The organism is Pseudomonas sp. PA27(2017), assembly GCF_001945445.1.
In the GTDB taxonomy this organism is placed as follows: domain Bacteria; phylum Pseudomonadota; class Gammaproteobacteria; order Pseudomonadales; family Pseudomonadaceae; genus Aquipseudomonas.
Window position 1 is genome coordinate 62,691 of sequence record NZ_MSXW01000003.1, and the last position, 13,938, is coordinate 76,628.

Genomic DNA, 13,938 nt, shown 5'->3' on the forward strand with positions numbered 1-13,938 from the left:
GCACCTCGGCTGCCAAGTGGCGGCTGAGGCGACCCACGCGTTAGCGCGAACTCCCTGCTGACTTTTCGACACGGGCCTCGAGGCCCGCGGCACGGGCTCGCCTGCGCGTTACCCACCCCGTGATTCCAGACATGCGGACACAGCGCTGCAGGGCGGCGCTTTGCCCGAAACCAGGCAACACGAAATTCAACCCATAGAAAACAATAAGAAGGTCACCACGATGAACAAGAAAACACTCACGCTGCGTCTGCTCGCCTGCCTGCTTTCCAGCGCCGCCGTCGGTAGCGCCTGGGCCGACAGCGCCTCGATCAACTACCGTCACCAGTATCTGGACGACGACCGCATGCACGCCGACCGGGTCAAGCTGTCCTATCGCATGGACAATGGGTGGGGCTTCGAGGGCGAGCTCAAGTACCGCACCGCCGGTGATCGCAAGGACGTCGCCTTCGACAACACGGTGTCGAGCGGCCACGAGCTGACCACCAGCTATCAGTACAAGCCCAATGCGGTATCGACCTGGCAGCCGGCCATCCAGCTGGACAGCAACGAGAACGGCACCACCTACAAGTTCGGCGTGCGCTATACCCACAGGCTGAACGACCAGTTCTACGTCGCCGCCCGCTACCGCTTCGACGCCCTGAAACTGAACCGCGACCGCATCGACGAGGAGGTGCCGGACCGCGGCTCCGACAACCGCAACACCCAGCGTTACGAGGGCTGGTTGGGCTACACGCCAGCGGGCAGGCTGTCGTACGAGTACCAGTACATCCACTTCAAGACCGACTACATCCGCTACGACAACAAGAAGAGCGACTACGAGCAGAACCTGGTCGTGAAGTACAAATGGGACAAATCCTGGGCGCCGTTTTTCGAGATTGGCGATATCAAGGTCAGTGCGACCGATGACGACCGTCAACTGCGCTGGCGCATCGGGGTGCAGTACAACTTCATGTAAGAACCTGTTCAAGGTCTTGAACTCAGGTTCGTCGATTTTGGCAGCTGAGTGGCGGGAGCGGCCGTTCCCCGATCCACTGTAGGTGCGGGCCTCGGGATGGATAGGGGCGCGCAGACGAAGCGTCAGCTACGCACCCTGAACCACCCTAAGAACTTGGCCCGTTTTTGTGGGAGCCGCGACCTCGCGGCGAATTAGTCAGGCACCGCCGATAGGCTGTCAGGCTGCAATCGTTTCGCCCCGAGGTCGGGGCTCCCACAGGTTGGTTTGAGTGACCGCTCCTGCCTTGAAACAGCCTCTTTCATGTCGTCTAAAAAGATTGTGAACAGGCCCCCAAGAAGAAACTGACCACCGCAAACCAACGCCGGGGCTTGGCTATAGCCCCAGCGTTGGTATTTTTGGGATAAGGCAGATGGTCATTGGGGGCATGATCGGCGCCGGGTCGGGGCTCCATCGGATTGCACACACCAGCCCGGATCCGTAAAAGCGCCGCCCCGGCGCGTAGCGATAGTGGCCATTCAGCGTACGGGCGTTTCGGTGCGATTCATTCTGCAGAGAGATGACTCGCTATGCGTCTGCTCAGGCGCGGCGCTGGGCCTTGAGCAGGCGCTCGCGGCTGTTGATCAGGTGCAACTGCATGGCCGCCCGGGCGCAGTCGACGTCGCCGCGGGCGATGGAGTCGTAGATCATCTCGTGTTCGAGGCTGAGGTTTTCCTTGTAGGCCTCGCCGTCCTCGTGGGCCTTGTAGGCCGAGTTGAACTTGTTGCGCGGAATCTGCTTGGCGCCCAGGTGCTTCATGATATCGAGCAGGTGCGGGTTGTCGGCCGCCTTGGCGATCTTGATATGGAACTGAAAATCCGCACTGATCGGCAGGCCTGCCGGCAGCTGCACGGCGCCCTGCTGGATGGCATCCAGCGCCACGCGAATCTCCTGCAGCGACTCGGGCGTGCGCCGCTGCGCCGCCAGGCCAACCGCCGCCACCTCCAGGCTCATGCGCAACTCCAGTAGTTCCAGCACGTCCTCGGCGGTACTGATGGTCGCCGGGCCAAGCTTGAGCTCCGGCGCCGCCGGCATATCGCACACGAACGTACCCACGCCACGACGTGTTTCCACCAGACCCGCGACCTGCAGGCGCGACAGCGCATCGCGCACCACCGTACGGCTGACCCCTTCAGCACGCATGATATCCAGCTCGGCCGGCAGCTTCTCGCCACGCTTGAGGGTGCCGTCGCGCATGTGTTGGGAAATCTTCGCAACCAGGTCTTCAGCCAGACGGCTGCGCTGCTTGCGCGGGGGAAGCGTCCAAATCGGGTTGTCCTGCATCATCGATCCGTTGTTGTTTCGTTATCGGCATACGACCGCAATGCTGGCGATTTGGTCGCATCGAATGACAGGGAGTGATAGTAGCAGTCCCTTTGCTCAAGTGCTTGATAGGCATAGGGCAAAGAGCCTTGCCGGGCGCCGTGCGGTTCCCCCGTGCCTTGGGCAGGGCACGGGGGCGCTACTGGGAGGAAAGGCTCTTACTGAAGCTGTTCGATCCGCCGCCAGCTTTGCCGGCCGATGCTGGAAGGGTCTGGGTAGACGGTTACGCATTCTTGCCCGGTGCAGTATTGGTAGCCGCCATCGGGGTTCTGGGAAAGCGTGCCGCCACCCTCGCCGTCTTGACGAACCGCTGAAATGATAGACGTGCCGGGAGAGGAGCTCGACGCACTGTAAGCGAAAGCTCTCTGCGAGGTTCTGCCTCCGGTAAAGGGGTTAATGGCATAACTCCAGCTGCTGGCACCGTCCCCGCAGGGATCGCTGTTGGGCGTCAACGATTGAAAGAGAATGGTGCGGCCGAGCTGCGACATGTTTTCCACGACCATTTCTCCATCGCTTTGAGACAGGTTCAAGTACCAACCGTTTTGTGCCGGCTGGGCAGAGCTACCCGTGGTGGCCTGCCAGCGCACCGTGTTATTACTTATGACGCGAGCTTGGCGGGTCGTTCCGTCGCTGGCGGTCGCCGTTACCGAATCCGTCACAGTCTGCTGCTGTAAGCTGCTGCGGTTGATCGACGGGTTGCTAGCTACTTCGCCCAAGGTCTGCCTGTCCCAGATGCCATAGACAGACTGCGGCATACCCTTGTCACCGTCCTTGTCATCGCTGTCGAAAAAACGACCCGTTCCGAACACCACTAGGTAGCCCGTTCCAGTTGGATGAGCGATCAGACTGGGAGCCGACGTAATGGCTTGGCGCTGAGTCCCCCCATTATCTGCAGTCGCTCTGAACAGAGGGCTTCCACCGAATCCGACCTTGAATTGGCTTATCGCGGAATCGCCGTCGTCGGTCGTGGTGAACGGATCAGCGCTGCTACGACCACTGCGTAGCAGGTCGAAGCGCCACATATTCCCTTGCAGGTCGCCTGCGTACGCATAATCGGCTACACCGTCGGCGTTGTAATCGGCCAACTTGGGCGTGGATAACCCATTGGCAAGGCCAGCCGTGGCTTGAACTTCGAGGCTTCTGAGCAGCGTGCCCTGCATCGCATCCAGAATGAAAAGGGCTGCTTTGCCATTGGTATTGCCCGCGCTTTCATAGCCATTGCCGAACACCACTGCCCACTTGCCGTTGTGCAAGCGGGCGATGGTGGGCTGTGAATAGCTATACCCCATTTTTGCAGCGTTGGCCGTAGCGATGCTGTTCTCATCGAACTGCCACAAAAGCTTTTCGCTGCCAGGTGTGGTGACATCCAGCGCGAATATGGATTTGCCGCCGGCTTTGAGCGTGCCTACCAGAATGGTTCGCCATTGCCGGGTTGCACTGTCGTAAACATCGCCGACAACAGGGGAGCCGTCCACATAGAACTCATGTGAATAGTTGGAGCCTGTCAGCTTATGTAATTTGGGAAACACAGCGGATGGAATGAAGGCGAATTCTTCGACTCCCGTCAGCGCATTGAATCCGTGCAGCATGCCGGCATTGCCACCGACATAGATGCGCGGAGTACGGTTGGCGATGGCCGATTTGAAGGTGGTGTAAGCCGTATTGCCCTCCAGGCGATTGGAAAACTGTTCGAGGTAGCGCGCGCCCGATACAACGGCAGGGCTCGACGAGTAAAAGTCGCCCAATAGGCCGCTACGACGTCGGAACGTGGTGCCTTCACCCGTCCGATTGCCACGCAGATAGTCCACGCGCGACGCGGCCAAATTATCCACAAGACCGGTTTCCGGATTTCTGGCCAGATAGGCGAGCAATGTCGTACCCGCATATTGAGTTAGCTGCGCATTGACAGACGTTAGATCCTGAAGCCCGCTGTTGCTGATGCTGGTTGGGGCAGCGATCTTTATCCGCCGTTGCGACCAGCCTGGGACCTTGGCTTTTGCACTCCAAACCTCGACGGTATCGATGGAATCGGTTTGAGGATTCCAGCGTTTTTCGAAGCGTTTTACGTCTCCGGACCAATTGTCGTCACTGGCATACGAGGTCTGATAGGAAACCGTTTGAGTCGTACTCTCGTCGGAGCTGATCTGGCCAGAATTGATCGCCGGGCGGGCGGCACTGGATTTCCGATCGGCGATGCGCGAGAGGATATCCGCGAAGGCTTGCACCATGGCCTCTGGACTGTCGACACTGAAGAACTCTCCCCGGGAGTTGATTGCCGCGTGCCACAGGTCGTAGACGTTCGCATCGGTGGCATTGGCTGCTGCCGCGGGCCACGCCGTTCCGGCTTCAAGCGCGGAGTAGCCACTTCCGGCAAAGGTGCTACCACCCCATGGGATGTTGTTCTGGGTTAGAGACTGCGTCAGCCCGAGCCCCATGGTAAAATTGGTCATGTGCTGCCAAGTAGCCGGGTCGTTGCGGGGGTTCCAGTAGTCGGCTGTGGTATCGCCACTTTTGAATGGCAGGTAGGCGGGCAAGTTGTTGCCGAGGTTAGGGTTCAGGTCAGTGGCCCAATAGTGCATGGCCAGATCCGCTAGTGTGTTGGGCGTACTGTCGTAATACGGGGCGCGTTGCGTGAACGCTCTGCCATCCGGAAGCGTGAAGGATGCAGCGTCATGACGGAAATTGCTTGGCGCGCTCGCCGCTTCATTCCACTGCCCATCGGTCATCATGATGTGGTAACTCGCACGGCAGGCGTAGGTGTTCTGCGTTGTATTGGTTCCGGTCGCGTTGGGAAATGCCTGCCACGGAACCGTCGTTCTGTAGAACTCACCGGCACGCTTCATTGCTGCCGGCAAATAGGTGCTCTGATCGAACGCAATATTCTGTAACCACGCATAGAGCTGGCCTTTGTGTGCGGGGGTATAGGCCTTGAACGCGTTGTTGCGGCAATACGTGGTGTCACTGCCATCGAAGGTGGTACAGCGGCCTAGTCCCTGCCAACTTAGCCTAACGGAAGGCGACAGATTGTAGAAAGCCAACGCTGCAGCAGAGATGGTCGACAGCGCACGATTGCGATAGAAGGAATACCAGTTCGCGAAGTTAGCCTGTTCGTTGCTAGCGACGAAGCGCAAGGCATAACAATTGTCGTTGTTCGAGGTGCAATTGTTGGCTCTGCTTGAATCATAAATGTAGTAGTAAGCCGGTACTGGTCGTCTGACCAGTGATGCAGTGTAACCGCTGGCTGTTCTGGTGCAGTCGGCTGTGAGGCCTGAAAAAATACCTGGATAGCTGGCTACCGCTGTACAGCCGAGTACCCCGATCAGAGTCGGCGTAATGGTGAATTGGATACCGCCAGGTGAAGTCGCCTGGGTGGCGAACAGCGTGCTAAGGCTGACCGTGGCGGAGAAGTCTGCGCTCGGGTTATCGGCCAGCCTAGAGACGGTGCCTGTCGGCTGAGCGTAGTTGCTGACGTCGCCATAGTTGTAGCTAGTGCTTCCTGGAACCGTGGTAATGGGCACATCCCACGCCACCCGATAACCTGCACCACTCAGGTTTGCCGAGCCTACGGAGGTTCTGAACCCGTTATGCCAAGCCTGAGTGAATGTGGTCGCCAGCGGCTGTTCGTTGCCCGATGTGTCGAAGACCACTGGAGCGGCATAAGTGGTATTGGGGTTGTAGTAGATCGGATTATAGGCGCTGGATTTGGCTCGACGGGTAGCTGACTCGTCGCTTAACCCATCTGGTGCGAACCCCCAGCGCATGCTTCCCGAGTCATCGAGCGTCAGCAACATATTGGGAGGCACGCCCACTGTCAGACTCAGCGGGCTTTGTGAAACGGCTGCCAAACCGCTTGTGGCGCCTGACAGTGCAACGCTCAACATGACGTAGCGCAGTGTCTTAACATTGAAGGTTCGCTTCATTTTGCCAGCTCTCCCTTGCTCATGCTCCTTAGGTATAGGGTCGTACCTGGGGCAGATGGTTCTGCCCGATTCAGCTACCTCTCGTCGTTCGAAAAGCGAGTAGTCATCATGGCTTCGCTCGCGTTTTTAAATACGAATAGCGCCGCGTTGATGCCGCTCGAGAGGGTTGCCTGTTAAATCGTAGGCAAAAAAAACCGCGCATAGCGCGGTTTTTCGTTGCAGATTATTGAGTCAACGCCAGCAATCGCTCGCACTGGCCCCTGAAGCAGTCGCTCCTTTGACACCGTTTGCGGTCAGCGTGAGATTGCCACATTTCGTATCGCTGAACTGCTGGGTGGCTGTCAGGGTATAACCGCCGTCACCATCGACCTTGCTTACGGAAAATACATATTTTCCAGTAGCCGATTTGTTATTCGAAAGGTTCATTCCCAACTTTGCTATGTCGGCCGCTGCCGTGACATAGGCATTGTTCTGATTGAAATAGCGCTCCTGACGAGCGGCCGCGTCACTTAGTAATGCCTGGCCCTCCGTGCGATTGCCGCGTTTTACGTATTCGGTGTAACTCGGATACGCGATGGCTGCCAGTATGCCGATGATGGCCACGACGACCATCACCTCAATCAGAGTGAAGCCGGCTTGCCAGCTTCTACGACATGCTGCCTGCGTATGACTTCTTGACCGGCTCATTCCTTTTCCTCTGTGCGACGCCAAGCCTGACGACCGATGCTGGTTGGGTCCGGGTATATGTTGGTGCACGACTGGCCCGTGCAGTACTGATATGTATTGTTCGAGTTCTGCGACACGGTACCGCCGCCCTCACCATCCTGGCGCACGGCAGAAACAACCTGAGTGCCCACGTCCGTGGTTGGAGTGTAATCGAATGCTTTCTGCGTTGTTCTACCGCCGCTAAATGGGTTGATGGCATATGTCCAGTTGGCCGCACCATCGCCACATGGGTCGTCATTGGGCAGCAATGATTGAAAGAATATTGTACGGCCAAGCTGAGACATGTTTTCCACGACCATTTCGCCATCTGCCCGTACGAGATTGAGATACCACCCATTCTGGGCCGGGAGCGTTCCGCCTTGGCCGTTTTGCGCGGGTTGCCAGCGAACAGTGTTGTTGCTCAGGATTCTCCCCTGGATGCTGGCACCATCGGCACTGACTGTTGTGGTGTTGGTGATCGTCTGTGCCTGTAGGGACGAACGAGAAATATTGGGATTGCTGGCAATCTCGCCCAGTGTTTCCTTGTCCCAGATGCCATACACGCTCTGCGACATGCTCTTGTCGCCTTCCTTGTCCCCTGTGTCATAGAAGCGGCCTGTACCGAAAACAATTAGATAGCCAACCCCGGTAGGGTGCGCAACGAGACTCGGCGCAGACGTGATTGCCTGACGTTGAGTGCCGGCGTTATCGGCACTGGCCTTGAACAAGGGATTGCCCCCAAAACCAACTCTGAAGTTACTGGCAGGGACGTTATTGGTAACTTTGAATGGAGCCGTCTCGTCGCGATTGGAACGAAGCAGGTCAAAGCGCCACATATTGCCTTGCAAGTCACCGGCATAAGCGTAGTCGGCAGTGCCGTCACCGTTGTAATCCCCAAGTTTCGGGGTAGACAGGCCATTGGGCACACCGTTGGCACCCTGCACCTCCAGACTTCTTACTAGCGATCCATCCATGGCGTCGACGATGAAGAGAGCTGCTTTGCCGTTGCTGTTACCAGCGCTTTCGTAGCCATTGCCGAATACCACAGCCCATTTACCAGTGTGCAAGCGCGCGATGGTCGGTTGCGAGAAGGTGTAGCCCAGCTTTACGGCGTTGCTGGCAGTGATACTGTTTTCATCGAACTGCCACAGCAGTTTTTCCTGGCCAGGCGTGGTGACATCCAGAGCGAATACCGATTTGCCACCCGCTTTCAAAGTGCCGACCAGAATAGTGCGCCATTCTGAGCCGGTATAGACGTCAGCTACCACGGGCGAGCCTTCAACGTAGAACTCATGGGTATAGTTGCTGCCGGTCAGCTTGTTGAGCTTTGGAAACACAGCAGATGGAATGAAGGCAAACTCTTCGACGCCGCTGGTCGCGTTGAAGCCGTGCAGCATCCCGTCATTGCCGCCCACGTAGACACGTGGAGTACGACTGGCAATCGAGCTCTTGAAAGTCGTATAAGCCGTATTGCCCTCGAGGCGATTGGTGAATTGCTCCAGATACCTTGGTGTATTCAGAACCACCGCGGGGGTCGAAGAGTAGAAGTCACCCAGTACGCCGCTGCGTCGGCGATAGGTAGTGCCTTCCCCCGCGCGATCCCCTCGCAGGTAGCTAATGCGGGCTGCGGCCTTGGTGTCGACGGCGTTGGCGTTTTCCGGGTCTCTGTTGAGGTAGGTGGCCAGGGTTATGCCGGAATAGCTGGCCGAGCCGGCGTTGCTAAGGTTGAAGTCGGCAAGCCCTGAGTTGTCGCTGCCCGCAATCTTGATACGACGAGCCGTAGGCCCTGGTACGTTCGCCTTGGCGCTCCATACTTCGGTCGTCTCCATTGAGTTCGTTGTCGCGTTCCATTTTTTCTCGAAGCGCTTTACGTCACCGGACCAGTTATCGTCACTGGCGTAGGAGGTCTGATAAGAGACCGTCTTCACTGACGTCTCGCCATTTTCCTCGGAACTGACCTGCCCGGAATTGATAGCTGGGCGTGCAGCGGTCGACTTGCGATCAGCGATTCGAGAGAGAATGTCGGCAAATGCCTGCACCATCGCCTCCGGGCTGTCGACGCTGAAGAAGTCGCCGCGCGAGTTGATGGCGGCGTGCCAAAGGTCGTAAACCTTACCCGTGGCATTCGTCGCCGCAGGCCAGGATCCGGTCCCTCGTTTCAGCGCATCATAGCCCGCGCCCGTGTGAGTGCTACCCTCCCATGGAAGCCCTGTTGCTGACAAAGATTGGGTTAGACCGAGTCCCATCACGAAGTTGGTCATGTGCTGCCAAGTGGCGGGATCGTTACGTGGATCCCAATAATCAGTTATGTCATCACCGCTCTTGAAAGGAATATAGGTAGGAACCTTGTTGGCAAGGTTCGATCTTAGGTCAGTTGCCCAATAATGCATGGCCAGATCAGCAAGCGTTCGGTCGGTATTGTCTTTGAACGGAGCTTGGCCGGTGTATTTCTTACCATCCGGTAAGTCGATGTTCGAGGAATCCTGATAGAACGTCCCTGACGGGGATACTGGGGTATCCCAAACGCCATCCGTCATCACGATGTGGTAGCTGGCTCGACAAGCATAGGTATTGGCGTTCGTATTGCCCGAGCCGAACGGAGTTTTTTGCCAGGGCGTTTCAGTTTTGAAGAATTCGCCGGCGCGCATCATCGCCCCAGGCAGGGGTGTTCCGCCGCTAAAGGCGATGTCCTGCATCCAGTTATAGAGTGCACGCTTGTGGTCATCTGAGAAGGGCTGGAACTTGTTGTTGCAGCCTCTACCGCTGCCGTCAAAGTCGCCGCAGGCAGACGAAAGTGTTTGCCAACTCAAGCGAACGGTAGGCGACAAGTTGTAAAACGCGACATTAGCCGCACTGATCGTCGCCAGTGCACGGTTGCGGTAAAATGAATACCAATTGGCGAAGTTGGATTTTTGCGACTCGCTGGTGATGAAGCTTAAGGTGTAACAGTTTTCCGTTGTTAACGTACACCCTGATTGATTCGAATTGTAGGTGTAGTAGTACGCGGGAACTCCGCGTTCCTCCAAGCTCGCCCTGTACTGGTTCGAGCCTTGCCAAGCACAGTCTGCGGTCAGTTCGCTGGGCCAGTTCGGATGGCTGGCTGTTGCCGTGCAACTAGAACTGTTGCGCGAGTCTGTGCGTCTAATCTTGAAGGTAATGTTGCTTGCGGAGTTTTGCTGCGTAACGGTAGAACCATTGCGATCATTCGTCACAGTAAGGGCGAAATCCGCTTCAGCGTTTCTGGCGAGCCTGTTATCGTTGTTGGAGATACCGTAAAGGGTAGGTAATCCTGTATTGACGGCATAGGTCCAATTGACTTTGTAGTCAGTCGACAGATCAACCGTTCCCAAGTCGCTTTTGTAGCCGTTAACGCGCGCATCGGTAAACTCTTGCGGTTGTCGAACTTCCGACCCGCTGCTGTTGAAGGTCACCGGCGTTGGGTAAGTTGCAAGCGGGTTGTAATAAATAGGATTGAACGTGTTCGACTTGCCTCGGCGCGTAGGGCCAGTGCCGCTGATATTATCCGGTGCAAAACCCCAACGCATACTGCCTGAGCTGTCTAGGGTCAGCAGCATGTTGGGCGGAACGCCAATTGTCAGGCTCAATGGGCTTTGCGACACTGCGGCATAGCTGTTGGCGCCATGCAGCAACGTAAAGCCAAACAGGGCACAGGAAAGCGATTTGACGCTGAAGTTAAGTTTGGAGTGACTCATTATGCCGGCTCTCAATTGTTCAGCCCCAGATAAATGTTTGCGTGCGTCGACTGCAGGTAAACTTGATCGTCTGCTTTGGCATTGTTGAGGTAGTAATAAGTACCTTGCCCTTCGGCGACCATGCCGTATTCGGCGTTGACCGCGTTGTTGCCTACCGTGACGGCTCGGGTACTGTTCCAGTAGGTAGTCCGCTCACTGCTGGTCTCCCGGGTGCCGGCTACGGTCTGATTGGCTGCATCGGTGCCTCTATAAGGCATCCACAGCAGCCCCCCGGCAGATTCAGGTTTCAGAAAGTTGTTCGCAGTGCTTTGGGGGCGTTCCACGAACGTTTGCAGGTTCTCGTCCTTGATTGCAAGTAAGCAGGGTTTATTAATACCATTAGTTTTCAGTGTATTGCCCAGTGCGCAATTAGCAGCCTTGCCTTCGAGCTTGTCGATCAGGTTTGCCGGGCCGTAGTAGCGAAACTCTGCTTCCCGCAGCGCTGCGTCAGCCGCACTTTGCTGCTGAGTGTCGTGGGCGCGGTTTGCCGTGATGCGACTTTCCAGTGTGGTGCCTCGCATACTACCGACGGCCATCAAGGTCAGTACCAGCAGCATGACCAAGGCGATCACCAAGACGGCTCCCGTCTGTGATTGACGATTCGATAAATGGGTCATGGCATTAGATTCCTGACAGTTTGAGTACTTCCAACGACTTGATAAATGCGCTTGTTATCGCCTGTTTGCAGACGCGTTTTGGTCGCGGCAGGGGCCACGGCAAGCCAATCGGTGAGCACCTTGGAGTCGTCGCTATCGCGCTGCCCAGCTGCACTTGCCATCAGGAGGGAGTAGCGCACGCTGCGGATCGCCCCCGAGCTGGCCGTCCAGTCGTTTTGCGGTACGTAAGACGTCACTTCCTTGGAAAGTACGTCACTGCTGCCGACACCAAAATCGACGCGCATATCAGCGATGCCTGTGAGCTGTTCGGTGAATTGAGGGGTAGTGGCGTTCAGGCTTTTGCACAGAAGCCTGCCGTTCTGAAGCGCGGTCGAGGCCCCAGGTTCGAATTTGAAGGCCAGGACGATCAGGTCGCTTGAGGTCAAATTTGGAGGGAAGGCTTGTGTGAATGTGGTGCTACTTGCCACGCCCTGGCAATCGAGGTCGCCACTTACCTGAGGCTGATAGCGTAAGCAGAAACCCATCCCTTCGTCCGTAGCCAGGTTCGTGACGGGCGCACCTGCGCTGAATGCCATGCAGCCGTCTGATGCCGCGCGGGCTGGAAAGGACGTTTCCAACAGGCTCGAGGGCGTACGGCGGTAGCCGGCCTTGCCCAGGTATTGGTCGAGCAACAGCGTAGCGAATCGCCCACTGTCGAGATTGCCGCTTTGACTCTGCTGGAACAGGTAATGCCGCTGATTATCGATGTATACCTGGGTGATACCCAGAATCAGAAAGCTGCTGATCGCCAACGCGATCAGTAGTTCGATCATCGACAAACCGCTTTGGCGCTTCATGTCATTCATGGCTGCACTCTCACGGTGTAAGTACAGATGGTCGAAGAGTTGCTGGTGTCAGCTGCATCCAGACAAGCGCCCTCGCGCACTTGCCAGGCAAGACGGATTTCGATCATCGAGCCCTGGCCATTGCAGTTGCCAGCGCTGCTGCTTCGACAGATATATGAGTCGCTGATGAATACGGTCGAACCGCCCGGCAGCAAAGCCTTTGCCTTGCTGGCCCAACAGTTACGTTGTTCGGCAGCGGTCCTGGGCACTACGGTAGCGCTGGCAACACAATCGGCTGGGTTAGAAAAATCCGACGCTTTGGCTTTATAGAAGATCGAGCTGGACTTGAGCCCATTGTTCATCGGGAACTGCGGTGCTGCGTTGCTGAAAGTCTCACTGGGGTTGGCACGGATGATTTCCACCAATTCAGTGGCCAGGTCTACCGCCACATTTCGTTGCACGGAGTCTTGCGAATATTGCACGCTACGACCTTGCAGCGCGACCATGCCGAGTACTCCGACGGTGGTTAGCAACAGAGCCACGAGTACTTCGATCAGGCTGAATCCCTTTTCCACGTTTTTCATCGCCATTCCTCGGTACTACTGACAGGCTGTCATGCTGGTGGTGGAATTAGTCATGCCCCTTGGCCAGCTCCGTACGCTGCCGCTGGCTTTTACCTCGATGGTGTAACCGTTGGCATGATCGGTGCCTTGGCAAGTGATCAAGGTGGTGTCTTTACTGGTTCCGTTGTACCTGAATAGTACTTCTGCCACGTCCGCACCCACCGGGTTCACCGTGCTGCCGGATGGAACATCCAGTCTGCGTAACGTTTCGGCGCTATCGGCACAGGTTTTCTTCACTGTCCAACGGCCGCTCTCCTTGCAAACTCTCATGAATGTCTTTTGCTCGACCGCAGTAGTGCGGGCGTATTGCACCAGTGCCAGCATCTCGTTGTTAAGCGACTGGGTACGGTTCTTATTGATGAATTGGCTGAAGTTCGGAATCGCGATTGCAGCGATGATCCCAACCAGAGCGACGATGATCATCAGCTCAATCAGGGTGAAGCCACATTGCGTATGCGAGTACGCCGATGGCTGGCTTTCCGAGAGTCTTGGCATGGTTGTCCAGTCTAAATACAAGAGGGCATGCGAATCCTGACGGCTTCGCTGTTAGCTGTCTTTAGGCTGTAGATGATCGGCCATGAAGCACGGATGACTGGTCTAGCAGCAGCGCGAATTGTGACCGGTTCCAAGTCTCAAGCGGCCCTGGCGATTCAGCGTCAGTAGCTGGTGAGGTCCATTGCTGTTGCACACGAAGATCGTACCGTTGCTAGTCCAACTGGTTCCGTTTGGGTGGAAACGGATGCTGTCGCCGCCGAAACCCACCCTGCAGATGTTTTCCACTGGGGCTGCCTGTTGGGTCACGATGGTCGGATTGCTGCCAATCGTAGCTATGAGCCAGTAGCTGCCCCAATTCCCGTCGCAGGTCTCACCGTCGCTTGAGCCGCATAGTTTGTGCGGGCGCCCTTGAATCACTGCGCAGGCACGGGTTTTCTGAATATGAGTAGCCAGCAGGTCACGGGCGGACTCGTGGCGTTTGTTTTCCTGAAAGCGAGCGAAGGCGGGGATAGCGATACTGACCAAGATGCTCAGCAGCACAATGGTAACCAGCAACTCCACCAAGCCCACGGCCCTCTGTCGATCTCTATTCATGACGCAAACCTCTATGCGCGTATGATTGGCGGCCTTCTCGGCTGCCGTTCTGTCTAGACCCTGGGGTCTCGCTGTCAAGGCATGCCGCTTGTGC

10 protein-coding genes are annotated in these 13,938 nt (G+C 56.7%); 1 reads left to right on the top strand and 9 read right to left on the bottom strand.

Annotation, left to right across the window (positions count from 1 at the left end):
- The first annotated feature begins 220 nt into the window (after nt 1–220).
- Nucleotides 221–955 carry an oligogalacturonate-specific porin KdgM family protein gene (locus BVH06_RS01370; protein ID WP_139315529.1) on the top strand — a complete coding sequence of 245 codons (735 nt, stop codon included), beginning with the start codon at nt 221–223 and terminating at the stop codon, nt 953–955.
- Between the two features lie 576 nt (nt 956–1,531).
- Here the strand turns inward: BVH06_RS01370 and BVH06_RS01375 are convergent.
- The 9 genes from BVH06_RS01375 to BVH06_RS01415 all read right to left on the bottom strand — a co-directional run bounded on the left by BVH06_RS01375 (nt 1,532) and on the right by BVH06_RS01415 (nt 13,844).
- A complete protein-coding gene (locus tag BVH06_RS01375; RefSeq protein WP_075932915.1) occupies nt 1,532–2,275 on the bottom strand; it encodes a FadR/GntR family transcriptional regulator in 744 nt (247 codons plus the stop codon).
- Between the two features lie 197 nt (nt 2,276–2,472).
- Nucleotides 2,473–6,234 carry a pilus assembly protein gene (locus BVH06_RS01380; RefSeq protein WP_075932916.1) on the bottom strand — a complete coding sequence of 1,254 codons (3,762 nt, stop codon included), beginning with the start codon at nt 6,232–6,234 and terminating at the stop codon, nt 2,473–2,475.
- A 231-nt stretch (nt 6,235–6,465) separates the two neighbouring features.
- Nucleotides 6,466–6,921, bottom strand: coding sequence for a type IV pilin protein (locus BVH06_RS01385; protein WP_075932917.1), 456 nt, complete (start codon nt 6,919–6,921; stop codon nt 6,466–6,468).
- Nucleotides 6,918–10,652: a pilus assembly protein gene (locus BVH06_RS01390; RefSeq protein WP_083651818.1), complete on the bottom strand. Its 3,735-nt coding sequence runs from the start codon at nt 10,650–10,652 to the stop codon at nt 6,918–6,920. The genes BVH06_RS01385 and BVH06_RS01390 overlap by 4 nt, the downstream gene beginning before the upstream one ends.
- Nucleotides 10,653–10,663: 11 nt before the next feature.
- Complete coding sequence (locus tag BVH06_RS01395; RefSeq protein WP_075932918.1) at nt 10,664–11,308, bottom strand: PilX N-terminal domain-containing pilus assembly protein; 645 nt, start codon at nt 11,306–11,308, stop codon at nt 10,664–10,666.
- Complete coding sequence (locus tag BVH06_RS01400; RefSeq protein ID WP_075932919.1) at nt 11,305–12,153, bottom strand: PilW family protein; 849 nt, start codon at nt 12,151–12,153, stop codon at nt 11,305–11,307. Before BVH06_RS01400 ends, BVH06_RS01395 begins: the two co-directional genes overlap by 4 nt.
- A complete protein-coding gene (gene pilV / locus BVH06_RS01405) occupies nt 12,150–12,716 on the bottom strand; it encodes a type IV pilus modification protein PilV (protein ID WP_075932920.1) in 567 nt (188 codons plus the stop codon). Before pilV ends, BVH06_RS01400 begins: the two co-directional genes overlap by 4 nt.
- A gap of 15 nt (nt 12,717–12,731) precedes the next feature.
- Complete coding sequence (locus BVH06_RS01410; protein ID WP_075932921.1) at nt 12,732–13,250, bottom strand: GspH/FimT family pseudopilin; 519 nt, start codon at nt 13,248–13,250, stop codon at nt 12,732–12,734.
- Nucleotides 13,251–13,352: 102 nt separating this feature from the next.
- Entirely contained in the window at nt 13,353–13,844 is a 492-nt protein-coding gene (locus tag BVH06_RS01415; protein WP_075932922.1) for a GspH/FimT family pseudopilin, read from the bottom strand.
- Nucleotides 13,845–13,938 lie beyond the last annotated feature (94 nt).

What these genes read in the sequence shown, in the direction of transcription:
- BVH06_RS01370 (WP_139315529.1), top strand. Translation starts at nt 221, where the DNA reads ATGAACAAGAAAACACTCACGCTGCGTCTGCTCGCCTGCCTGCTTTCC.
- BVH06_RS01375 (WP_075932915.1), bottom strand. Translation starts at nt 2,275, where the DNA reads ATGCAGGACAACCCGATTTGGACGCTTCCCCCGCGCAAGCAGCGCAGC.
- BVH06_RS01380 (WP_075932916.1), bottom strand. Translation starts at nt 6,234, where the DNA reads ATGAAGCGAACCTTCAATGTTAAGACACTGCGCTACGTCATGTTGAGC.
- BVH06_RS01385 (WP_075932917.1), bottom strand. Translation starts at nt 6,921, where the DNA reads ATGAGCCGGTCAAGAAGTCATACGCAGGCAGCATGTCGTAGAAGCTGG.
- BVH06_RS01390 (WP_083651818.1), bottom strand. Translation starts at nt 10,652, where the DNA reads ATGAGTCACTCCAAACTTAACTTCAGCGTCAAATCGCTTTCCTGTGCC.
- BVH06_RS01395 (WP_075932918.1), bottom strand. Translation starts at nt 11,308, where the DNA reads ATGACCCATTTATCGAATCGTCAATCACAGACGGGAGCCGTCTTGGTG.
- BVH06_RS01400 (WP_075932919.1), bottom strand. Translation starts at nt 12,153, where the DNA reads ATGAATGACATGAAGCGCCAAAGCGGTTTGTCGATGATCGAACTACTG.
- pilV (WP_075932920.1), bottom strand. Translation starts at nt 12,716, where the DNA reads ATGAAAAACGTGGAAAAGGGATTCAGCCTGATCGAAGTACTCGTGGCT.
- BVH06_RS01410 (WP_075932921.1), bottom strand. Translation starts at nt 13,250, where the DNA reads ATGCCAAGACTCTCGGAAAGCCAGCCATCGGCGTACTCGCATACGCAA.
- BVH06_RS01415 (WP_075932922.1), bottom strand. Translation starts at nt 13,844, where the DNA reads ATGAATAGAGATCGACAGAGGGCCGTGGGCTTGGTGGAGTTGCTGGTT.